At 53.4% G+C, this 21802-nt stretch carries 28 protein-coding genes; 7 read left to right on the forward strand and 21 right to left on the reverse strand.

All coding sequences use genetic code 11. The features are described from left to right. Positions 1-85: 85 nt before the first annotated feature. The 8 genes from QT230_RS18525 to QT230_RS20895 form a co-directional block, all read right to left on the reverse strand. Positions 86-349 carry a Txe/YoeB family addiction module toxin gene (locus QT230_RS18525; protein ID WP_308323637.1) on the reverse strand — a complete coding sequence of 88 codons (264 nt, stop codon included), beginning with the start codon at positions 347-349 and terminating at the stop codon, positions 86-88. Then, the gene (locus QT230_RS18530) at positions 346-588 is read right to left on the reverse strand and encodes a type II toxin-antitoxin system Phd/YefM family antitoxin (RefSeq protein ID WP_308323638.1); all 243 of its coding nucleotides are present in this window, start codon (positions 586-588) and stop codon (positions 346-348) included. The genes QT230_RS18525 and QT230_RS18530 overlap by 4 nt, the downstream gene beginning before the upstream one ends. A gap of 118 nt (positions 589-706) precedes the next feature. Beyond that, positions 707-1243 (reverse strand): hypothetical protein, encoded by a 537-nt coding sequence (locus QT230_RS18535; RefSeq protein WP_308323639.1) that lies wholly within the window; start codon positions 1241-1243, stop codon positions 707-709. A gap of 84 nt (positions 1244-1327) precedes the next feature. Then, the gene (locus QT230_RS18540) at positions 1328-1738 is read right to left on the reverse strand and encodes a GNAT family N-acetyltransferase (protein WP_308323640.1); all 411 of its coding nucleotides are present in this window, start codon (positions 1736-1738) and stop codon (positions 1328-1330) included. Between the two features lie 124 nt (positions 1739-1862). Further along, entirely contained in the window at positions 1863-2126 is a 264-nt protein-coding gene (locus QT230_RS18545; RefSeq protein WP_308323641.1) for a hypothetical protein, read from the reverse strand. A gap of 147 nt (positions 2127-2273) precedes the next feature. Then, positions 2274-2678 (reverse strand): VOC family protein, encoded by a 405-nt coding sequence (locus tag QT230_RS18550; RefSeq protein WP_308323642.1) that lies wholly within the window; start codon positions 2676-2678, stop codon positions 2274-2276. 80 nt (positions 2679-2758) lie between these two features. Then, a complete protein-coding gene (locus QT230_RS18555) occupies positions 2759-3052 on the reverse strand; it encodes a type II toxin-antitoxin system RelE/ParE family toxin (RefSeq protein ID WP_308323643.1) in 294 nt (97 codons plus the stop codon). Then, on the reverse strand, positions 3049-3273 hold the full coding sequence (locus QT230_RS20895) for an addiction module protein (RefSeq protein ID WP_374694483.1): 225 nt from the start codon (positions 3271-3273) through the stop codon (positions 3049-3051). Before QT230_RS20895 ends, QT230_RS18555 begins: the two co-directional genes overlap by 4 nt. Before the next feature lie 458 nt (positions 3274-3731). Here QT230_RS20895 and QT230_RS18560 point away from each other — a divergent pair, with 458 nt between their 5' ends. Continuing rightward, positions 3732-4358, forward strand: a complete 627-nt coding sequence (locus tag QT230_RS18560; RefSeq protein WP_308323644.1) for an OmpW family outer membrane protein — start codon at positions 3732-3734, stop codon at positions 4356-4358. Positions 4359-4463: 105 nt separating this feature from the next. Here the strand turns inward: QT230_RS18560 and QT230_RS18565 are convergent, their stop codons facing one another. Next, complete coding sequence (locus tag QT230_RS18565; protein WP_308323645.1) at positions 4464-4799, reverse strand: YqcC family protein; 336 nt, start codon at positions 4797-4799, stop codon at positions 4464-4466. A gap of 327 nt (positions 4800-5126) precedes the next feature. Here QT230_RS18565 and QT230_RS18570 point away from each other — a divergent pair, with 327 nt between their 5' ends. The 4 genes from QT230_RS18570 to QT230_RS18585 all read left to right on the forward strand — a co-directional run bounded on the left by QT230_RS18570 (position 5127) and on the right by QT230_RS18585 (position 8123). Beyond that, positions 5127-6164, forward strand: coding sequence for a DUF3549 family protein (locus QT230_RS18570; protein WP_308323646.1), 1038 nt, complete (start codon positions 5127-5129; stop codon positions 6162-6164). Positions 6165-6200: 36 nt separating this feature from the next. Continuing rightward, the gene (locus QT230_RS18575) at positions 6201-6641 is read left to right on the forward strand and encodes a RimK/LysX family protein (RefSeq protein ID WP_308323647.1); all 441 of its coding nucleotides are present in this window, start codon (positions 6201-6203) and stop codon (positions 6639-6641) included. Positions 6642-6679: 38 nt separating this feature from the next. Further along, a complete protein-coding gene (gene rimK / locus QT230_RS18580) occupies positions 6680-7588 on the forward strand; it encodes a 30S ribosomal protein S6--L-glutamate ligase (protein WP_308323648.1) in 909 nt (302 codons plus the stop codon). 88 nt (positions 7589-7676) lie between these two features. Then, positions 7677-8123: a hypothetical protein gene (locus tag QT230_RS18585; RefSeq protein WP_308323649.1), complete on the forward strand. Its 447-nt coding sequence runs from the start codon at positions 7677-7679 to the stop codon at positions 8121-8123. Here QT230_RS18585 and QT230_RS18590 read toward each other — a convergent pair. The 10 genes from QT230_RS18590 to QT230_RS18635 form a co-directional block, all read right to left on the reverse strand. Then, positions 8120-8842 carry an ElyC/SanA/YdcF family protein gene (locus QT230_RS18590; RefSeq protein WP_308323650.1) on the reverse strand — a complete coding sequence of 241 codons (723 nt, stop codon included), beginning with the start codon at positions 8840-8842 and terminating at the stop codon, positions 8120-8122. The two genes, QT230_RS18585 and QT230_RS18590, sit on opposite strands and share 4 nt — an antisense overlap. A gap of 33 nt (positions 8843-8875) precedes the next feature. Then, positions 8876-9445 carry a putative Fe-S cluster assembly protein SufT gene (sufT, locus tag QT230_RS18595; RefSeq protein WP_308323651.1) on the reverse strand — a complete coding sequence of 190 codons (570 nt, stop codon included), beginning with the start codon at positions 9443-9445 and terminating at the stop codon, positions 8876-8878. 36 nt (positions 9446-9481) lie between these two features. Continuing rightward, the gene (locus QT230_RS18600; RefSeq protein ID WP_308323652.1) at positions 9482-10762 is read right to left on the reverse strand and encodes a cysteine desulfurase; all 1281 of its coding nucleotides are present in this window, start codon (positions 10760-10762) and stop codon (positions 9482-9484) included. A gap of 26 nt (positions 10763-10788) precedes the next feature. Next, entirely contained in the window at positions 10789-12129 is a 1341-nt protein-coding gene (gene sufD, locus QT230_RS18605) for a Fe-S cluster assembly protein SufD (protein WP_308323653.1), read from the reverse strand. Next, on the reverse strand, positions 12126-12875 hold the full coding sequence (sufC, locus tag QT230_RS18610; protein WP_308323654.1) for a Fe-S cluster assembly ATPase SufC: 750 nt from the start codon (positions 12873-12875) through the stop codon (positions 12126-12128). The genes sufD and sufC overlap by 4 nt, the downstream gene beginning before the upstream one ends. 73 nt (positions 12876-12948) lie before the next feature. Then, entirely contained in the window at positions 12949-14391 is a 1443-nt protein-coding gene (sufB, locus tag QT230_RS18615) for a Fe-S cluster assembly protein SufB (protein WP_022522975.1), read from the reverse strand. Between the two features lie 79 nt (positions 14392-14470). Next, positions 14471-14935, reverse strand: a complete 465-nt coding sequence (locus tag QT230_RS18620) for an SUF system Fe-S cluster assembly regulator (RefSeq protein ID WP_308323655.1) — start codon at positions 14933-14935, stop codon at positions 14471-14473. Between the two features lie 251 nt (positions 14936-15186). Continuing rightward, the gene (locus QT230_RS18625) at positions 15187-15528 is read right to left on the reverse strand and encodes a zinc ribbon domain-containing protein YjdM (protein ID WP_308323656.1); all 342 of its coding nucleotides are present in this window, start codon (positions 15526-15528) and stop codon (positions 15187-15189) included. A 103-nt stretch (positions 15529-15631) separates the two neighbouring features. After that, positions 15632-16108, reverse strand: a complete 477-nt coding sequence (locus QT230_RS18630) for a YbhB/YbcL family Raf kinase inhibitor-like protein (protein ID WP_308323657.1) — start codon at positions 16106-16108, stop codon at positions 15632-15634. Between the two features lie 92 nt (positions 16109-16200). Continuing rightward, the gene (locus QT230_RS18635) at positions 16201-16575 is read right to left on the reverse strand and encodes a DUF393 domain-containing protein (RefSeq protein ID WP_308323658.1); all 375 of its coding nucleotides are present in this window, start codon (positions 16573-16575) and stop codon (positions 16201-16203) included. A 92-nt stretch (positions 16576-16667) separates the two neighbouring features. Here QT230_RS18635 and QT230_RS18640 point away from each other — a divergent pair, with 92 nt between their 5' ends. Both QT230_RS18640 and QT230_RS18645 read left to right on the forward strand, forming a co-directional pair. Beyond that, a complete protein-coding gene (locus QT230_RS18640) occupies positions 16668-17129 on the forward strand; it encodes an NAD(P)H-dependent oxidoreductase (protein ID WP_308323659.1) in 462 nt (153 codons plus the stop codon). Between the two features lie 116 nt (positions 17130-17245). After that, positions 17246-18334, forward strand: coding sequence for a histone deacetylase (locus QT230_RS18645; RefSeq protein ID WP_308323660.1), 1089 nt, complete (start codon positions 17246-17248; stop codon positions 18332-18334). A 78-nt stretch (positions 18335-18412) separates the two neighbouring features. Here QT230_RS18645 and fadA read toward each other — a convergent pair whose 3' ends face one another. Together fadA and fadB are read right to left on the reverse strand one after the other, a co-directional pair. Beyond that, entirely contained in the window at positions 18413-19591 is a 1179-nt protein-coding gene (gene fadA, locus QT230_RS18650; protein WP_308323661.1) for an acetyl-CoA C-acyltransferase FadA, read from the reverse strand. Between the two features lie 23 nt (positions 19592-19614). Further along, entirely contained in the window at positions 19615-21801 is a 2187-nt protein-coding gene (gene fadB, locus QT230_RS18655) for a fatty acid oxidation complex subunit alpha FadB (protein ID WP_308323662.1), read from the reverse strand. Between the last annotated feature and the right edge of the window lies 1 nt (position 21802).

Here is a 21802-nt window from a genome sequence, read left to right on the forward strand (position 1 = left end):
TAGCAATCAATATTTAGCCACTACTCGTTAGTGGCTTTTTTTCATTTGGCAGCCGGGATTTTTGACAACAGCGGCTGGTGATACATTATTCGTAGTGGCTCCAGAGCCTGAGAACTTTCACCACTCGCTCGTCCTCAAGCACTTGGTAGACCAAACGATGCTGGATATTGATCCGGCGTGAATAGGCGCCAGCAAGATCACCAATGAGCTTCTCAAACGGAGGCGGCTTACGGTAGGGATCTTCTGCAATCAGTGCCAGTAAATCCTGGGCTTTTGGCTTGAGGCCGCTGGAGGCCAGTTTCTTCGCATCTTTTTGGGCTTGTTTGGTGTAAACCAACTTCCATGTCACCAGTCCAGCTCCTCATCGCATTCATCTATGGGGGTATTCATCCCTTCACGAATAGACTCCCTCATACCTGGCACAGAGAGCAGGTAAAGTGTTTCCTGAATCGCCGACCAGTCTTCCTCGGATACCAAGACGGCTTTGTTCCGCTTGCCCATGATGACGATGGGCTGGTGGGACTCAGCAGTTTCGTCGATCAACCGATAAAGGTTGCTGCGCGCCTCTGTTGCAGTGATTCCATTCATGACGCACCTCTTGCGTGTTCAACTTCCCACCAAATGTACGCCTTTTGGCACGTACGTCAAGACGAACGCCTTGTGTAACATCGTAAGAATACGTCTTTCAAGTATAAGGCCTTGATACTCATTGAGCCTTTTCTACCAGTTTCGTGTCAGCAGCCTTGTCACATGTTGCTCCAAATAAGGCCTCATAGACCTCATCGATAGAACTGAAATTTTTGAACCAACCTTTTGGCAAAACCTTTATGTTGGGCCGTTCGGCTTTGAACCCGCCCTGGTTGCCCTTGGTATGTTTTGCAACCTTAAGCCCGTCAAGGCTAGGTAATTTCTCGCCTGGAAGGGAACCAAAGAAAAGGAACGGCCCCAGCTCCAAGGTTTCTTCGTTGAAGTAAATCCAAATAACACACCCGGAAGGCTTTTCAGAAAGCCTCGTATGCACTTTTTGGCTAGCCGTTTTGCCCCCAGCATATGAAGCTTTAAGCTGTATATGCCTTATAGCTCCATTATCTTCCGCTATTAGATCGTAGCCAGCGTTATCAACTTCTGGGCTCGCCACCTCTAGCGTGCAGCCAAATTCCTTCCAGGAAAGCTTTAACAGTTCGCCAATGAAAAGATGCTCAACGAGCTTTTCTCGAAAAGACGAGTGTTCAGTATGATTCAACGCCTGCTCTCCATGTAACGCCGCAATCCGGCGTTTGTCGCGTGAATGGCTTTATTAAAGCTTTCACTGGCAAAAATTATCATCCTAAAATTCGAGAGTCAGCCTAAGCATGTCTTGGTGCTGTACCCCATTTTCCATGATTGGCTCTGGATAGTTCTTCAAAAAGAAGTCTTTATCAATGCTTTTAACTCTAAAGCCCTGCCGCTGGTAGAAAGCCAACTGATAACCAAAAGTGCCAGTACCAACCTCTAGACCCTTTTCACCTGACTCCTTCACTTTATCAATAATATTTCTCAGAAGTTGTGTCCCAATGCCTCTCTGTTGATACGATGACGAAACAGCAATGTTCATTAATTCTACCATCCCCCCTGCGATTGGCTTGAGGACACAAACTCCGACTACCACATCGTTCACATATGCCAAAAAGCACCTTGAGTAATTCAGGTACTTCTTGATCGCCTCTTCAGAGGGATCCGCCAAGAGAAGTAGGTTCATCGGTGCCTCTGAAGGCGGCACTTCACTTATTCGCAACGGTGTACACGCCTCTTGGCTCGATATTAGGATTAACCCCGCCATCATTCGCTTATGGCATTGTTAGCGATGCAAGTGTCTCGCGCCGCTACCAATCACCAAAATACGGCAGCACGATAAACGGAAAAATAACTCCAAACACTACAGCCATTCCCGTTTGCTTTATGAATCCTTTCGGCCAACCGAAAATTAAAAAAATAACCCATAACCAAGCGACTGAAGCGGATAAAAGCCCTTCAGATTTATAGATGCCAGAAACATAAATACCGTAAAAGACAATCAACGGCGAAAGCTTCAGCATACGCAGCAATTGACGCCCTTCTTCGGCGCTCTCTTCTTTGATGGACTTCAAGTGCGATTGTCTCTGATGCTCCAATTTGCCTCCCGTTTTTCACTCGCTAACGCGGACAGCAAGCGTGGCTACGGAATAGAGGCTAAGCCGCAATGGAGCAGGCATCGCCGTGCTTGTGATCGTTAGGAATTGCCGATGGATCCGCCATTATGTCAGGTCCTGATAAGGGTTGTAGGCTACTTCCCAATAATGGCCTTCCGGGTCCTGAAAATAACCAGAGTAACCGCCCCAGAAAACTTCCACTGCCGGTTTGATAAGCTGTGCGCCTGCGGATACTGCCTGACTAAGGACAGCGTCAACTTCGGACTTGCTTGCAACATTATGGGCCAATGTAATACCAGAAAAACCAGCCTGAGTGGGGACGGGTAATCCGATATCCTTGGCCAGCTCTTCCCGAGGATAAAGCGCTAACCAGGTTCCCTCCAGACTAAAAAAAGATATATTGCCGCCTTCAAAGTCGTACTTTGGCAGGCCGAGACCTTCACCATAGAAACGGGTGGCCCTCTCCAAGTCATCCACACCAAGCGTGATAATGCTGATTTTCGGTTTCATGATTCCTTTCCTAACGCTCGGCTCACGCCCCGGTTTGTAGCCGCGAAGCGACGGAGAATCGGTCGCCGTGCAGCCGATTGTTAAAGCCTGCCAAGCCAGTATTGGGGACGCCGCCGATCATGGGCAACAGCCAGCACTTGAAAGCCCTCAGGCTTTTCTCGGTAAATAATAGATAGCGGAAATCGGTGAAGGGGTGCTCTGCGAATATCTGGCGGCAACTCGACTTGCCAAGCTTTTGGTGATTCGCCAACTAAATTGGCCAGAGCCTCAAACTCATCTATGAGAGCACCACCCAACCCCAGAACCCTTGATTCGTAATAGCCCACTAATTCCAGGAACTCGGCTTCCGCTGCTGGGTGGAAAAAATAGTTCATCTGAGCAGTGCCCGAGCCTTCCTCATAACATCATCATTGGAGACAACCTGGACTGTGCCATTGTCGAGCTCCTCGCCTCTGCGGCGGGCCTCGAGCAGCCAATCGGACCTGAGCTCATCATCTGACGGAGATTCAAGACTCAGTACCAATCGCTGGATCAATCGGGCCCGCTCCTCTTTAGGAAGATGCAGCGCCTCGTCTTCAATTTTCTGGAGATTCATAGGAGAAGCCTCTCGTTCTCGATTCGCTCGATTTTGACACGGATAAGCATCGGCTGCCACGACTTGGTTTTTCGCTTTAACAGTTTATTCATGCGCATGCGCATTATCATTTCGCATTGCCTATAAACATGAACAAAATCTTCTCAACTCACTGTTTTAATTGTTTTTTATAAAAAATTTCGAAAGATTTGAGCATGCCTATTGTTGAGCGTACCAGAAAAATACGCATCACAAACTAAAAATACTTCGCGTGACCGTGCATACATCGATCCCAAGGGGGTAACCCAAATGGCCAACAGCCCGCTCCTAAATCAAGCCTTCCAGCCCCCTACCCCAATACCACCTGTCTAATTACTCTTGCCCTGGATCAATAATCCACTCCCTGACTCTCGCTACACTGGCTGCATCGTTAAGCGGCTATTGAATGGCCGCCCAGCCTTGAAACCAGGAGTCACTCCATGCGTAAAGCTGCCCTGCCTACCCTACTTGTATCCACCGTTGCCGTTGCGGCGTTAATGACCAGCAGCCAAGCATTCGCTTACGGCGCGGGTGATTTCTTTACCCGCGTTGGCGTTACCAAAGTCGCCCCTAAAAGCGACAACGGCTCGCTGGCCAACGGTGCGCTATCTGTGGATGTACAGGATGAAACCAATTTCGCGTTCACCTTGGGCTATCGTTTCCACGATAAAGTTGGCGTGGAACTGTTGGCAGCGCTGCCGTTCGAGCACGATATCCATTTGAACGGCGATAATATCGCCTCTACCAAACATCTACCGCCGACCCTGACGCTGCAGTACTACCCGCTGGGCGGCACTCAGTCTCGCATTCAGCCTTATGTGGGCGCGGGTATTAACTACACCCACTTCTCCGATGAAGAGCTGGCGATTGGTGATTTGGACCTGGATGACTCTTGGGGTGCGGCGGGGCAAGTCGGTATCGATTTATTGATCGATAAAAACTGGGCACTGAACGCTGCGGCTTGGTACATCGATATCGATACCGATGCGAGCGTTAACGGTGCGGCGGCAGGTACCGTTGAGATCGATCCTGTCGTGGTCATGGCAGGTCTTAGTTACCGATTTTAAGCCGTCGGTAAAACTGTCTCTTTGAAAGTTATCCCCAAAGCCTGCCTGTCTGGCAGGCTTTCGCTGCTATGAGCCTACCCTCAACGCTTCCCAATCAACGCTTTCCTATTCACTCTCGGTGACGATTTGGTCGACTTTCTCTACCGCCTGCACGATGAGCAGTTGGTGGTGGGCAGGTGTTTTTTCCTGCTGCAAATAGGCTGCCACAGCGGGCGCTACGTCACAATTAGCGGGCATCGCAGCACGGGCATCGATCAAGGCATTCAAGCGCGCGATAAACACAAAGCGGATCCATTGCGGCAGCGACATGGTATCGATGCAAAATGGCTGCTGGCTGGCGAACGCTTCTGCATCAGGTGTTGGCATGCGCCATAAGTCGGCGGCTTTCATCGACGCTTCAAGCTCTAAAAGTGCTGTCTGCAGCGGTTGATAAGTACTCATAAAGTCGTTTGTCACTACCTCAGAAATGAAAAATATGTGGCGCCTGTCTATTATCCCCACTCGGCGGGCGGCTTGCCACTTATCAACACTTGCGGGGAGTTATCCATAGACTCACAGAAAACCTGCACGAGCCTGTGGATAAACTATGGAAAGGTGTCGCAACGCGTGCTCTCATGGGGCTTGCGCAAAGTTGATTATTTTTTAACCGCATTGTCATTAATGCCAATGCCTTAAGCCAAGGGCATGAACACTATGTTTATCCGTCACTGCGGCTGACAGTGCCACATCAGCAAGGTAGAGTGCAGGCTTGCAACGCGGAAGGATGTCATGCAACCGATTCAAACCCTTGATGAGTTTTTTACCCGCAGTGGTGGCGAGGTTTCCCTTTACCATATGGGCCGCCATGTCGTCCCCTGCTCACGGGCGTCACTCGCTGCATTTGAAGGTGGCGAAATGGCTTGGCCGGAACCCTGGCAGGGCCAAGCGCGCCTAGCCATCGTATTTCGCCTTGGCGATATGCCCGAGCCTGCCATTTGGTTCCTGGCCCTGCCGCTGGATGAGCAGGGCATGATTGCTCCTGCCCAGCGCGATGCGTTTTTAAACCGCCTACTGGAAACGCTCGGCCGCGCCGTTTCCCAGGTAGGCCGTGAAGAAACAGCGGACGTGGATCACTTAATGAAGGATAATCCCCTCGCCTTCACACCTAGTGTCACTTTCCAGGCTATGCTCAATGCTCGCGCGACCCATGATAGAGGCCTGCCTGCGAGCCAACATTTTGAGCCCGTTGAAGCCTACTTGAGCGGCCAGCAAACAATTGATTGGCAGGCCTTGGGGCTACAAGGAATTGCCGATTACGCTGTGCGTATGGAAACGGCTGATGCTGAATCGCTAGCACTACGGCTACCTGAGCTGCCTACCGCCGTTATTCACTCCCTGTGCTACTGTTTAGAGCACCAGCCATTGCCACAAGCGTTGGTTGACGCACTGCAGCGGCGCGGTGAAGCCGCCGCTCAAGCGGGCGATATTGAAACGCTGTGTGCCTGTCTGCGCGCAGTGGGGAATACGGAGGCATCAGCGGTGGGCAATTGGTACACGGCCTTGCTCAATGACACAGCGGCCTGTGGGCCGGATGTTCTGGCGGCTATCGCCGGGCGCGGTTGGGGCTATCTGGAAGACGCTCAGCGCCTACCGCTCTTTCTGCAACGCTTGAGCGAAGATGAGCGTAGCGATTTTGCCGCCGTAGTGCGTGATATAGCGTTAATACCACGGCTACGTTTACCGATCATGATGGCACTGCGGGATGCGCCCGAAGGCTCTCCTATTCAACGCCGTTTATCCCGGATGATGTCACACAGGAACACTTAATCTGATGTTGTCACTTTCATTTGTAAGGAGTGAGCCGTGAAGGAATTACCCTATCAGGCTAAGGCGGTTATTGGCCGCCGTGAAATGGTGACGCTACCTGAGCTAGGACTTCACCTATGCTGCAAAGCAGATACCGGCGCACGCACGTCTGCTCTACACGCAGAAGAAATAGAGACACATGAAGATGAACATGGTCAACTGTGGGTTAGTTTTATTACCCACAGCGGTGGCCCAGACACGCCGGCCCACCGCTACAGTTTGCACTTGCATGATCGGCGCCAGGTCACCAGTTCCAACGGCCATAGCGAGTGGCGTTATGTGATACGTACTCCCATGCAGATGGGCGATTTGAATTTTCCTGTTGAACTGTCGCTTACTGACCGTAGCAATATGCGCCATCCGATGCTATTAGGACGCCGTGCCATGCGGCGCTTGCTGGTCGCTCCCGGTGCTGCATTTTTGCACGGTGAGCCTTAATCCATTTTGCCGCCTTACCCAGGCTCGGAGTCCCCTAGATGCATATCGCTCTGCTTTCGCGCAATCGCAACTTGTACTCTACCCGCCGCTTAGTTGAAGCCGCAGAGCAGCGTGGACATACCGCTCGTGTAGTGGATACGCTGCGCTGCTATATGAGCATTACATCGCACAACCCTTCAATTCACTATAAAGGTCAAGAAATTGAGCATTTTGATGCGGTGATCCCACGCATTGGTGCATCGGTGACCTTTTACGGCTGTGCGTTGTTACGTCAGTTTGAGATGATGGGCACATACGTTATTAACGACAATGTGTCTATTACCCGCTCGCGGGACAAGCTGCGCTCGCTGCAGTTGCTGTCTCGCAAGGGGCTTGGGCTACCAATTACCGGTTTTGCTCACTCGCCCGACGATATTCCCGATTTAATCACCATGGTCAAAGGCGCTCCGCTGGTGATTAAACTGCTTGAAGGCACACAAGGCATTGGCGTGGTATTGGCAGAAACTAACCAAGCGGCTGAATCAGTGATCCAGGCGTTCATGGGTATGAAAGCCAACATTATGGTGCAGGAGTACATTAAGGAAGCGCGCGGAGCCGACATTCGTTGTTTTGTGATCGGCGATAAAGTCGTCGCCTCGATGAAACGCCAAGCGGCAGAGGGTGAGTTCCGTTCAAACCTACACCGCGGTGGTTCCGCGAGTGTGATTCGGATCACCCCGGAAGAGCGCTCAACAGCGATTCGCGCTGCCAAGGCCATGGGACTCCGCGTGGCCGGTGTCGATTTACTGCGCTCTAATCATGGTCCGGTGATAATGGAAGTTAACTCGTCGCCTGGTTTACAGGGCATCGAGAGCGCTACCGGTAAAGATATTGCAGGCATGATCATTGAGCATATAGAAAAAAATGCCACGCCCGCCCGAAAAGCGCCTCCCAAGCCTAAAGGTTAAGGCGTTAATGCAAAAATAAACCATTGAGGGGGTGGCAAATCGGCGCTGTCACCGCCACAATCTGCGTCACCGAAGGAGGTAGACGCTCATGTTTCTCGATAATCGCCAAGTGGCGATGGACAGCGTATTGGAAGCGCTGGCCGATAGCATTGATTATTTCCAAGACAATATCGAACGCCTGCGACCCTCACTGCGCGACGCGTTAAAGCCGCATTACACGGAACGGCTCAAGAAAATGCGTAAGTTGCAGGAGCTCGCCCGTGCGCATTTGAAAATGCTGCCTCGGGATGCGGACGTCGAACGCGATGATTTTTTATGGCTTTGGAGTCGCCTGAAAAGCTTTGTCGGCAACGATAGTCAGGTATTGATCAATGAGCTATTAGAGCAAGAGCGGGTACTGATGCAGGCGCTCTCCTCGCTGTTTACCCACCCTCTACCCGAACCGATCGAACCGGTGGTAGAAGAGTGTATGCAAGGGTGCCGCAAGCTTATCCGCGAGCTGTATGCGCTGCAAAAGCGTAAAACGCACCGCTAAGGGGCTGTAAAGCGCTCGTTTAGCGAAGGCAAAATAAGATCGATGGGCGCCCGCCTGGGCAACTCGATGGGCTCGGGCGTGCCGAGAAAATAGGGCTCCCTCCCCCACACATAGAGATCGCCCAGGGTAGCCACACGCGCTGCCCACTCGCGCAGTTTTAAACGCCACCCCACCGTTACCGTAGGGTCATCCGCCACACAGCCAGTGACATCGATACCTAGCGCACGACCAATATACACCGCGCGGGGAAGATGCCAGCTCTGGGTGATCAACAGGGCTTTCTCCAACTGAAAGACATCCCGGGCACGCGCTAGTGTGTCGTAGGTACTAAAGCCTGCAAAATCCATGGTCAGTTGCTCAGACGCTACGCCGCGGCGATACAGCTCGCGCCACATTGCCCGTGGTTCGTTATATGCCTGGGTACGGTTATCCCCGGAGAGCAAAAGGTGCTCGACCTGGGACTGTTCAATTAGGGTAGCAGCGGTTCGCATGCGGGCATGGAAGTGCGGATTGCGCCCCCCTCTACGTGTCCAGTGCGACGTGCCGAAGACAATCCCCACATCTGCCGGGCGGCACTGCTGCGGTTGACGCTCAATATAAGCGGCAGTCGTCGCGAGCACCCAAAAATTGCCACCTATAAACAGCAATGTCGCCAGCAGCAATAACGCTCCTAGCGACATTAATAAACGCTTTAGCCATTTCAACAAAACGCTGTGCATCCAGCTCCCCAGCCAGGCTTAACCCAGCAGGCCCTAGAACATGCCCAGTTCAAGTTTGGCCTCGTCACTCATCATGTCACGGCTCCAGGGCGGGCTGAAGACTATTTCGGTGTGCACTTTGCTGATCTGCGGCGCGCCGAGTATTTTATTGCGCGCATCCGCCGCTATCACATCGCCCATCCCACAACCAGGGGCCGTCAGCGTCATGCGAATGGTCACCAGCCGCTCGCCGCTAATAAGACGCTCGATGCGGCAGCCATAAACCAGGCCCAGTTCAACGATATTAACCGGAATCTCCGGATCAAAGCAGGTACGCAACTGTTCCCAAACGAACTGCTCTATCTCCTCCTCGCTAGCCGTTTCGGGCAGCGTAGGACGCGGTAGCGGCTCTAACCCCAGTGCATCCAGGTTGCTCCCCTCAATTAAGTAGAGTCGCCCCTCAAAACCGACGCTTACCGTACTGCCCTTCGCTTGCATGACGCTAACAACGTTATCTTCGGCCAGTGTTTCCGTGCTACCAAACGGAATGGCAATAGCCTCCACATCGCGCTGGAGCGGCAACTGTTGACCACGTTCGAGGCTGGCAACTTGCTCAAAATCCATAACTGTCCTTAAATGACGATCCTTAAAGAACCGACCTTAACGCACCATACCAATGACACGTTGGAGTGCTTCAACAAAACTATCCACTTCTTCGAGCGTATTATACGCCGCAAATGAAGCACGGCACGTCGCGTCGACCCCAAAATGATGCAACAAGGGCTGTGCGCAGTGGTGACCGGTACGAATAGCGACACCAAGCTGATCAATCAGCAGGCCGATGTCTTGCGCATGAGCCCCTTCCACCACAAAGGATAATACCCCTGTTTTTTGCGGCGCAGTGCCTAAAATACGCAGACCATTGATACGCCCGATCGCCTGAGTAGCTTGATCAAGTAGTTGCCCTTCCCAGTCACCAATAGCAGCTATACCGACACTCTCCATCCACTCAAGGGCTCGGCCCAGGGCGATGACCTCCGCAATAGCAGGCGTGCCCGCTTCAAATTTATGCGGAATAGCGGCAAAGGTGGTGCCTGCGTCAAAGGAGACTGTTTTAATCATCTCCCCGCCTCCCTGCCAGGGCGGCATGGCTTCAAGCAGTGCTTGCTTGCCATAGAGTACGCCAACGCCAGTGGGTCCATACACTTTATGGCCGGAGAAGGCATAGAAGTCGGCGTCGATGGCCTGCACATCGATCACTTGATGCGGTGCTGCCTGGGCGCCATCAATTAGAATCAGCGCACCCTGCTGATGGGCAAGGGCTGCCATTTCTTGCACCGGGTTGATAGTACCCAGGGCGTTAGAGACGTGGTTAACCGCCACCAGTTTGGTGCGTTCACTCAGCAGCTCGCGGTAAGCGGCCATATCCAGCGCGCCGTTGGCCTCGACGGGAATCACCTTGATGGTAAAACCAATCTCAGCGGCCAGCAGCTGCCAGGGCACAATGTTGGAGTGGTGCTCCAGCATGGAAATCAGCACTTCATCTCCGGGAGCGAGGTTTGTACGCCCCCAGCTATGAACGACCAGATTAATCGCTTCCGTGGTGCCACGGGTAAAGATGATCTGACGCGCATCTTCCGCATTAAGGAACGCCTTAACCCGTTGCCGCGTGCCTTCAAACGCCGCCGTCGCCTCATCGGCTAGGGTATGCAACCCACGGTGAATGTTGGCGTTATAGCGCGAGTAGTAATCGCTAAACACATCAATCACCTGCTGAGGTGTCTGGCTGGTCGCCGCGTTGTCTAAATAGATCAGCGGTTTGCCATGCACCTCACGGGCCAGCACCGGAAAGTCCTGGCGCAGGCGCATAACATCAAAGGTCGCCTGCTCAGGGCTCGCTTGAGAAGGGCTGGGCATTGGCTCAATAACGGGATGTGACATCAGACGCTCCTGATTGGATAGTGGCGCTAGTCGTTAAGTGAAACCGCCGCTTCGACAAGCCCGGCAAGATTGAAGCGCTCTGGCAGCTTGCCAGCAACCGCTAATTCAACGCGCTCGGCAATCTCATCCAGGGTGACTTTGTCCAACACCTCGCCAGCAAAAGCGAGCGTGAGCAGCCCCCGGGCAGTGGCTTCATCGATACCGCGCGTGCGCAGTGCATAGATCGCTTCTTCATCTAGCTGGCCAGTGGTGGTGCCGTGGGAGCACTTAACGTCATCCGCGTAAATCTCAAGCTCGGGCTTGGCATCGATGTGGGCGCGATCCGACAGCAGCAGATTTTGGTTACTTTGAAAACCTTCAATTTTCTGGCTATCGCGCTTGACGTAGACCTTGCCGTTAAACACCCCGTGGGCGCGATCGTCCAAAATGCCCTTGTAGTTCTCGTTAGAGAACGTCAGCGGCGCATTGTGGTTAACCTTAGTGTGGTTGTCGACGTGCTGGCGCCCCTGACCGAAAAACAGCCCCAAGAAGTTGGTTTCAGCACCCAGACCATTCAAATCGCTGATCAAGTCGTTACGTACCAGCGCACCGCCCAGGCTCAAATTGTAGGAGGTATAGCGCGTATCGCGGCCCTGCTCAACGTGAATGCTCGCCACGTGCATATCACCCAGCGGCGCTTCTTGCAGCTTGTAGTGGGCTAGGATCGCACCGCGGTCAAGCATCAGCTCGCCTACCACGTTAGTAAAGTTAGCCGCTTCGCTTTCGCCGGTGTAGTGCTCGATCAGTGTGGCTTCGCTACGGCCGCCAGCTTCCACCAGCACTCGCGGGTGACACATCACCGGCTGGCCCGCACGGGACAGAAACTGCAGCAGAATGGGTTTCTCAACCACGGTGCCGGGTGCAATACGCACCACGGCACCCTCTTCCATAAAGGCGGTGTTTAGCGCGGCGAAGGGCGAAAAATCCACACCGGTTAAGCGCCCCAGCGGGCCACCCACAGCCTCGTGATTTTCTGCCAATGCTTTGGAGAGCGGCAACACCTGAACGCTCGACGGCAGTGAATCCACATCCGAGAGCGCCGATGAGAAAACGCCATCCACAAACGTCAGGCGGTAGGCATCAATGGGCAGCGTTAGCGCCGCGGCGCTGGCCTGGGAGAACTCAGCGTTGTCGGCGAGGGCAAAGTTGCCCTGGGCAATCGCGCGCACATCGGTGTATTTCCACTCTTCATCACGGCGAGTGGGAAAACCCAGCGCTTCAAAACGCGCAGCACCCGCTTGGCGACGTGCGGCAATCCAGGTAGGTTCCGCCGTGTAGTTCGAGCTGCGCGCCTTCAGCGTATCTAAAAAGGTTTGCGTATCGCTCATGCCACAGACTCCTCGATACCTTCGTAACCATTGGCTTCCAACTGCTTCGCAAGCTCAGCGTCACCGGTTTTGACGATACGGCCATCGACCAGGACGTGAACCTTATCCGGTACAATGTAATCCAGCAGGCGCTGATAGTGAGTGACCAGCAGAATAGCGCGGTCTTCAGCACGCAGGCTGTTAACGCCGTCGGCGACCACTTTCATGGCGTCGATATCCAAGCCCGAATCGATCTCATCGAGCATGGCGAGCTTCGGCTGCAGCACTAGCATTTGCAGGATCTCGTTACGCTTTTTCTCACCGCCGGAGAAGCCTTCGTTAACGGCGCGCTGGAGAAAGCTGGCGTCCATTTTCATATAGCCTAGTTTCTCTTTGACCAGCTTCATAAACTCCGGTGCGGGCATTTCGCCTTCACCGCGAGCTACGCGCTGGGCATTAAGCGCCGACTTCAGTAGGTAAATGTTTTTAACCCCTGGAATCTCCACTGGGTACTGGAAACCCAACAGCAAACCGGCCTGGGCGCGCTCTTCAATTTCCATCTCGAGCACGTCTTTGCCTTCAAAGGTAATCGTGCCCTGGGTGACTTCGTAGCCATCTTTACCGGCAATCACCGCGGATAGAGTCGATTTACCCGCGCCGTTCGGCCCCATAATGGCGTGCACTTCACCCGCCTTGATGGTCAGGGTCAGGCCTTTGAGGATTTCATTACCTTCGACGGAGACGTGTAAATCATTCACTTGCAACATATTGATTACCTTCTGATTCTGGCGAGTCGCTACGGCGACACTACTATAATTAAGTGGAATAAATGACCAGCGGTTAGCCGACCGCGCCTTCCAGGGTCACGTTGAGCAGCGCTTCGGCTTCAACGGCGAACTCCATGGGCAGCTCTTGGAAGACATCTTTACAGAAACCGTTAACAATCATGCTGACGGCGTCCTCTTCCGAGATACCGCGGCTCTGACAATAGAACAGCTGGTCTTCACCGATTTTCGAGGTGGTCGCTTCGTGCTCAATGGTCGCCGTGCTGTTGCCAATTTCCTGGTAAGGGAAGGTGTGGGCACCGCACTTATCACCGATTAGCAGGGAGTCGCACTGGGTAAAGTTACGCGCCCCTTTGGCACGCGGGCCGATTTTCACCAAGCCACGGTAGGACTGATCACTTCTGCCCGCAGAGATACCTTTGGCAACGATATACGAACGCGTGCCTTCGCCAATGTGAATCATCTTAGTGCCAGTATCGGCCTGCTGACGTCCATTGGTAACGGCGACGGAGTAGAACTCGCCAATACTATCTTTGCCACGCAGCACGCAGGAGGGGTACTTCCAGGTAATCGCCGAGCCGGTTTCGACCTGAGTCCAGCTAATGCGCGAACGGTCGCCGCGGCAGTCGCCGCGCTTGGTAACGAAGTTATAGATACCGCCGACGCCATTCTCATCACCGGGATACCAGTTCTGTACGGTGGAGTACTTGATGTAAGCATCATCAAGCGCAACAAGCTCGACCACCGCGGCATGAAGCTGGTTCTCATCACGCATCGGTGCGGTACAGCCTTCCAGATAAGAGACCTGGGCACGGCTTTCGCAAATGATCAGCGTGCGCTCAAACTGACCGGTATTGGCTGCGTTAATGCGGAAGTAAGTAGACAGCTCCATCGGGCAAGTCACGCCTTCTGGCACAAACACAAAGGAGCCATCAGTAAACACCGCTGAGTTCAGCGCCGCGAAGTAGTTATCCGCTACGGGTACCACAGTGCCCAAATACTGCTTGATTAGCTCTGGGTAGTCGCGGATAGCTTCAGAGATAGAGCAGAAGATAACCCCGGCTTCGCCAAGCTGTTTCTTAAAGGTGGTGGCTACCGATACGGAGTCGAACACCGCATCGACCGCAACGCCCGCCAGGGCGGCGCGTTCGTGCAGTGGAATACCCAGCTTTTCATAGGTTTCCAGCAGCTTGGGATCGACTTCATCCAAGCTCTGGGGGCGATCTTCTGGGCGTTTCGGCGCACTAAAGTAAGAGATCGATTGGTAATCAATCGGCGGATAGTCAAGATGCGCCCAGGAAGGAGCTTCCATCTTCAGCCACTGGCGGTAGGCATCCAGACGCCACTCCAGCATCCACTCCGGCTCGCCTTTCTTTTTGGAGATAAAGGCAATGGTGTTTTCATCCAGGCCAGGTGGCAAGGTGTCGCTCTCAATATCGGTTACAAAACCGTCTTTGTATTCGCGACGAACCAACTGTTCCATTTCTTCGCTTGCCATGGTGATACCCTCCGGGCAGTTGGGTGGCGAGGTCATCGCCTTTAAATAATAAATTAGGCCTGCTGTGCTTACGCCGCTGTTAGGCAGACGCCGCCGACAGGCTGATCGTTTGAATAGGCAGTTGCACCGGCAGCTTGATCGGCGCGGTATCAGCTAAGTGCGCCAGCGTCACGCTTTCAAGCAGCGTACGCATAGCCAACGAGACTCGTTGCCAGTTATCAGCCACCCCGCAGGTAGCCACCAGCTCACAGTCGCCTTCTGCTTGACTGCACTCGGTCATGGCGACAGGGCCTTCAATCGCCGCGATGATATCGGCGGCGGTAATTTGCGATGCAGGTCGGGCTAAGCGGTAGCCGCCTTGAGCACCACGCTGGGAAACCAGCAGCCCTGCCCTCACTAGCATTTTGAGTGTTTTACTCACCGTCGGATGGGGCAACTGCACGGCCTCAGCTAACTCTGTCGCTGCATGCGACGCCTCGGGGTAGCGGGCAATTTGCGCCATCACCACAGCGGCATAGTCTGTCAGCCGAGAAAGCTTGAGCATGTCGACTCCCTTAATGTCATTAGTACGCAGTTAACCAAATGATTGCCGCGTTAATTGAGTACCATTTTAGTCCTGTATAAATTTGATGTGAAGCCCTTGAGCAAAATGGATAGCAAATTGCGCGCAATCTCTGCACGTTCGGCGCTGTTAGCATCAAAAACAACAATCATTATCATTTAAAAAAGCTATGAAAGGCCTAAAACATAAAAAAACCCACGAGAAATTCTCGCAGGCTCTTGGAACAGTACATTTCAGGCTTTTTTAACAAATTCGGATTTAAGTTTCATAGGCCCGATGCCATCAATTTTGCAGTCAATATCGTGATCGCCATCCACCAAACGAATGTTTTTCACTTTGGTGCCTACTTTAACGATCAGTGAACTGCCCTTTACTTTTAAATCTTTGATTACGGTAACGCTATCACCGTCGATCAATATATTGCCGTTAGCATCGCGAACGCTTGATAGGTCATCTTCGCCCTCTTCTCCGGCTACTCTCGACCACTCATAGCCGCATTCTGGGCACACATACTGAAGTCCATCGTCGTAGCTGAATTCCGAGGCACAGGCAGGACAGTTAGGCAGGTCGCTCATTAAACGGCTCCATCACTTTGCTAATACAAAAGCCTACTACAGGGGCTTAAAAAGCGATGGAGCCTACACGGGTTACGCAAAATGTCTAGCTAGAAGCTATTTATTAATCTCGCTGATAAGTGCCGACCAAGCGGTTCATGCCCAACAGATGCGGCTCGACTTCTTTAAGAAGTTCAGCCAGCGTCAGGCCTTCAGGCAGCGAGGTCTGATGTTCCAAAGCCATTACCCAGAAGTAGTAAAGGTGCTTGCCGTGCCCCTCTGGTGGCATCGGACCACAATAACCTGTACCGCCTTTATCATTAGCGCCGACGGTGCCCACAGCACTCTTTTCAGTTAACTCCTGAACATCGCCCGGCAGGTTGTAGAGAACCCAGTGCACAAAGCCGTAGCTACCTCCCTTGACCAGCGGCGCGTCAGGATCATGACAGATCACCGCAAATCCTTTGGTTCCCTCAGGAGCACCCTGCCATACTAGTGCTGGAGAAACATCCTCTCCTTCTCCGGTATGCTTGGTTGGAATCGCTTGATGATCAGCAAACGCTGGGCTGGCAACCTTCATTGATGAAAGTGCAAATACCATGCTTCTCTCCTTGGTTTATCTGATGAGTCTTTCGCGCACAGCCTAGGCTTTGCCCGCAAACTTTTTTGTACGAAAACTTTTTTGTACGAAAACTAGGTGGACCATCGACCCTGTTTCTTCAGGCGGCGCTTAACCCAGACATCATAAAGCTTTCGCAACACTGGTTTAATTATCGGTAAACCGATCATCCAGGCTACTGGCACCAGTAAGGGGATACGCGCCATTAACAAACGGTAGGCATCGATACCCTCAATCAGTTGCCCTTGCGCGGTTTCGATATGCAGAGAGCGCAGCGCCGTGTCAGGATTAACGCCCTTTTCCCGCAGAGCTTGATGATGCTCGCTAACATCGAGCCAATCGATATCATCCGCATGATGTCCCGACCAGCGCTCATACCGACGCCGCTCGTTACGGCAAAGCGGGCACTGCGCATCATAAAAGACATTGATAGAGGTCTTATTCGGCATATAGGCTCTCTACTGTTAGCCACTTGATCAGTGTGGCATTTTCGCTATCTAGCGCAAACCTTTAGATTGACGCCTTGACGTGAGGCTTGCATATGAAACAGCTGTTGATTATCGCCCATGCCCCTTCCCCCAACACCCGACAATTACGCGATGCAGCCGTTCGAGGCGCTAGCCATCCTGACCTTGAGCAGATCCACTGCACGGTAAAAGCCCCTTTAGAAGCAGGCCCAAACGATGTACTTGCCTGTGATGCCATTTTGCTCGGCACTACAGAAAACCTGGGTTATATGAGCGGCGCGCTGAAGGATTTTTTTGATCGCAGCTACTACCCTGTTCTAGAAGAGAAGCAGGGCTTGCCCTGCGCACTCTATATTCGCGCCGGCCATGATGGCACGGGCACCCAGCGCGCAGTGGAGAGCATCGTTACCGGCTTAAGCTGGCGATGGATACAGCCTCCGCTGATTTTACGCGGCCAATGGCAAGCCACATTTGCCGGTCAGGTAGAAGAGCTCAGCATGACACTAGCGTTTAGTGTTGAAAATGGCATTGTATAACCTAGCTTGTCTTACTATAGGCAAGCATTTCGTGCCCATAGCGCATTAGAGAGGTAATGCAGCGTCTAACTCGACTCTATTGCGGTTACTCAACGCACGCATTTTAGGTAGCCATTATGCATAAAGTCATTGCATTCTATGATGATCGGGTGCTCGCTCATGAGCCCAACATTGACGCCGATTTTTTACCCCAACGAATAGACAAGCGCATTCGTCATTTGCTTGCGGGTCTTCCGGTACCGTGGAAATACCCCGAACATCCGGGTCGTCTGAAAGCCATTCAACACCTACTTGAGAAATCACCTGTTGAGGGCCTTCATCTTGAGGGTGGCAAAGCCGCCACCCATGAACAATTGGCCAGGGTGCATACCACTTCCTATCTAAGCGATATTTTCAATTTACGCGGTAAAAATGCCTGGCTGGATGTGGATACCACAGCGGTCTCTCCAGGTAGCATAGACGCCGCAGAGGTCGCCGCTGGCACGGCCATTGCTGCGGTAGAAGCAGTGATGGAGAAGCGTACTAAAAGCGCCTTTGCGCTGGTTCGCCCACCAGGGCACCACGCGGAGCCCGTTCGTGCCCGCGGCTTCTGCTTATTCAATAACGTTGCGGTGGCAGCGGCCCATGCTCGCACCGCGCTGGGCTGCGAAAGAGTGCTGATCGTCGATTGGGATGCCCATCACGGCAACGGCACCCAGGATATCTTTTGGGCAGAGCCCGACGTAATGTTTTTCGATATCCACCGCGCCGCGCCCTTCTACCCTGGCTCTGGCCATCTGGAAGAAGTGGGCGCTGGTTTAGCGGAAGGCACCACCATCAACGTACCGCTACCGGCTGGCGCTGGTGATGAAGCATTTCTAAAGGCATTTCGCGACATTCTCGCCCCGGCTGCGGCTTGGTTTAAGCCTGATATTATTTTGGTTTCTGCCGGATTTGACCCCCACTGGCACGATTTAGCTCTCAATGTTTCCTATGAAGGGTTTGGCGCGCTAACCGGTTTTTTACAGCAGCTAGCTGAACAGCATTGCGACGGTCGTCTGGTGTTTGTATTAGAGGGTGGCTACAACCTGGAGTCTTTGGCCAACGGCTCCAGAGCCGTACTCTCGGTGCTAGCAGGCAACACGGTGCCGGTACCCGATACCTGCGGTATTGCCGAAGTTCAAGCCGCAGCAGATTTCCATCGTACCGCTTTTCAATCTGATTAGCGGCTTTGCAATTAAAAACGGCACCCCGTGAGGTGCCGTTTTCTAGTGCTGATTTGGAGCTCTGAAAAAACGAGGTAGTTATTTCAGGCGTTCAAACACAGTCGCAACGCCCTGCCCCATGCCGATACACATGGTAGCCAAGCCCAAGGTGGTATCGCGCTGCTTCATGACGTTAAGCAGCGTGGTGCAGATACGCGAACCCGAACAGCCCAACGGGTGACCTAAAGCAATCGCCCCGCCGTGCAGGTTCACTTTATCGTCCATGGCATCCAGGAAACCTAAATCTTTCAGTACCGGGATACCCTGTGCGGCAAAGGCTTCGTTTAGCTCAACGGTCTGGATATCCGCTGCGGATAGGCCGGCGATTTTCAGCGCTTTTTTAGACGCGGGCACCGGGCCATAGCCCATGATGGACGCATCACAACCTGCCACGCCGGTTGAGAGCACCCGCGCAATCGGTTCCAGACCCAACGCTTGAGCGCGCTCGTAGCTCATTACCGCCATCGCCGAGGCACCCACGGAAAGCGCCGAGGAAGTACCTGCGGTCACGGTACCGTTGCGCGGATCAAACACTGGCTTCAGATTCGCCATGGACTCCAGGCTAGCGTCCCCACGAATCACTTCATCGCGCTGAACCATAACTCTAAAGCCACGCTGGTCGTGGCCTTCGACGCCGATAATTTCGTTATCGAAGTAGCCCTTCTCCATGGCCGCCTGGGCTCGCTGGTGCGAGCGAACGCCAAATTTATCCTGCTCTTCCCGGGAAACACCGTGCATTTTGCCCAGCAGCTCGGCGGTCAGGCCCATCATCATCGCCGCTTTAGCCGCATATTTGCTGGCCGCCGGGTTAACATCAACGCCGTGAGCCATGGGCACGTGCTCCATGTGCTCGACACCGCCGATGATAAAGAAGTCGCCCATACCCGCTTTGATATTGGCGGCGGCGATATGCAGCGCCGTCATCGAAGAGCCACACAAACGGTTAACGGTTTGCGCAGGCACCGAGCGGGGAATGCCGGTCATGATTGCCGCGTTGCGGGCAATGTTCATCGACTGCTCGAGCGTCTGGTTGACACAGCCCCAGATTACGTCATCAACTTCTGAGGGATCCAGGTTAGGGTTACGGTCAAACAGCGCCTGCATGGTGGCAGCAGAAAGATTCTCGGCGCGAACGTTGCGAAAAGCACCATTCTTGGCTTTTGCCATGGCGGTACGAACACCGTCAACCACCACAATATCTCTTGGATTCAAACTCATCATATTTCTCCTGTGCGTGGTGGTTAGGCCTGGGTAGCAGAATTGTTGCTGGAATAGAATTGCTCGTTGTTTTGAGCCATCTGACGCAGCTTATCGGTAGGCGCGTAAAGCGGCCCCAGCTCGTCGGCCAAGCCTTCTGCTAGCTTAACGAACTCCGCCACGCCCAGGGCGTCGATGTAACGCAGCGCACCACCGCGGAACGGCGGGAAGCCGATGCCATAAATCAGCGCCATATCGGCTTCAGCAGGGGTGGCTACGATGCCATCTTCCAGGCAACGCACCGTTTCCAGGCACAGCGGCACCATCATGCGCGCGATGATGTCCTCGTCGGAAAACTCTTTATGCTCTTTCACCACCTCTTTGACTAAAGCGTAAGCCGCTTCATCGGTGACTTTTTTCGGCTTACCCTTTTTATCCTCTTCGTAGGCGTAGAAACCCTTGTCATTCTTCTGACCTAAACGGTCATTGTCATACATGACCTGAATGGCGGTTTTACCCTCTCGGGCCATACGATCAGGGAAGCCTTCCGCCATCACTTCATTGGCATGCACTGCGGTATCCAGGCCGACCACGTCCAGCAGGTAAGCCGGGCCCATGGGCCAACCGAACTTCTCCATCACTTTATCAACGCGCTGGAAATCGGCGCCCTGCTCAACGAGGAAGCTGAAGCCACCAAAGTAAGGGAACAGCACCCGGTTGACCAGGAAGCCTGGGCAGTCGTTAACCACGATCGGTGTTTTGCCCATTGCCCGTGCGTAGGCCACGGTAGCAGCAACGGCAGCATCCGAGGTTTTCTCGCCACGAATCACTTCCACCAGCGGCATGCGGTGTACGGGGTTAAAGAAGTGCATGCCGCAGAAGTTCTCGGGCCGCTTGAGGTTTTGCGCCAAGCGGTTGATGGAAATCGTCGAAGTGTTCGAGGTAAGAATGGTGTTTTCACCTACCAAGCCTTCCACTTCGGTTAATACGGCATCTTTAACCTTGGGGTTTTCAACCACCGCTTCGACGACGAGATCGACGTTACCGAAATCTCCGTAAGAGAGCGTCGGGCGAATATTGGTCAGCTTTTCCGCCATCTGCTCTGAAGTCAGCTTGTTGCGCTCTACCTGCTTGGCAAAAAGCTTGCGGGCTTCTTTCAGGCCCAGCTCTAGCGCGTCATCCTTGATATCCTTCATCAGAATTGGCGTGCCTTTAGAGGCACTCTGATATGCGATACCACCGCCCATGATGCCAGCCCCAAGTACAGCGGTCTGCTTCACTGACTGAGCCTGTTTTTCATACTTGCTGGCTTTTTTCTTGACCACTTGATCGTTCAGGAACAGGCCAACCAAGTTAAACGCTACGCTGCTCAGCGCCAGCTTAGCGAAGGCTTTGGCTTCAATCGCCTGGGCGCGGCCACGCTCTTCCCCCGCGCCCTTTTGGATCACTTTAATCGCTTCAATCGGCGCCGGATAATGGGGGCCCGCTTTACCGGCGACATAGCCTTTCGCGGTTTCAAAGGCCATCATCTGCTCAATGGGGTTGAGCTTCAGGGGGCTGGTCTTTTCAGCACGGCGGGCTTGATAATCCAGCTCACCGGCGTTGGCACGGTCGAGAATATCCAGCGCCGCCTCTTCCAACTGCTCGGCTGCTACCACCGCATCGACAGCGCCCACTTTTAGCGCGGCATCGGCACGGTTCTCGGTGCCACCGGCAATCCACTCGATGGCGTTATCGGCGCCGATAATGCGCGGCAGGCGAACACAGCCGCCCCAGCCAGGCAGAATGCCGAGTTTGGTTTCTGGCAGGCCGATCTTGGCTTTCTCGCCCATCACGCGAAAATCGGTGGTCAGCAACACTTCACAGCCGCCCCCCAGCGCCAAGCCGTTGATAGCAGTAACGGTGGGGAACGGCAGATCCTCAATGGCATTGAAGATACCGTGCACCTGCTCAAGCATCTCGGCAATCTGCCCCTCACCCTTGGAGAACATGCCGTGAAACTCGGTGATATCGGCGCCCACGATAAACACATCTTTACCGCTCGCAATCAATAAGCCTTTTATGTCGTTTTCGGCTTGAATGGCCTTCACTGCCTCGCCCAGCTCTGCTACCACAGCGCTGGAGAGCTTATTAACGGACTCATCTTTCAGATCGAAAGTGAGCATTGCGATATCATTGCCACTCGGGGTGTCACGACGTGTCACCGTGATGGCGTTGCCTTGATAAATCATC

Source organism: Halomonas sp. SpR8, from assembly GCF_031010195.1.
In the GTDB taxonomy this organism is placed as follows: Bacteria; Pseudomonadota; Gammaproteobacteria; order Pseudomonadales; family Halomonadaceae; genus Vreelandella.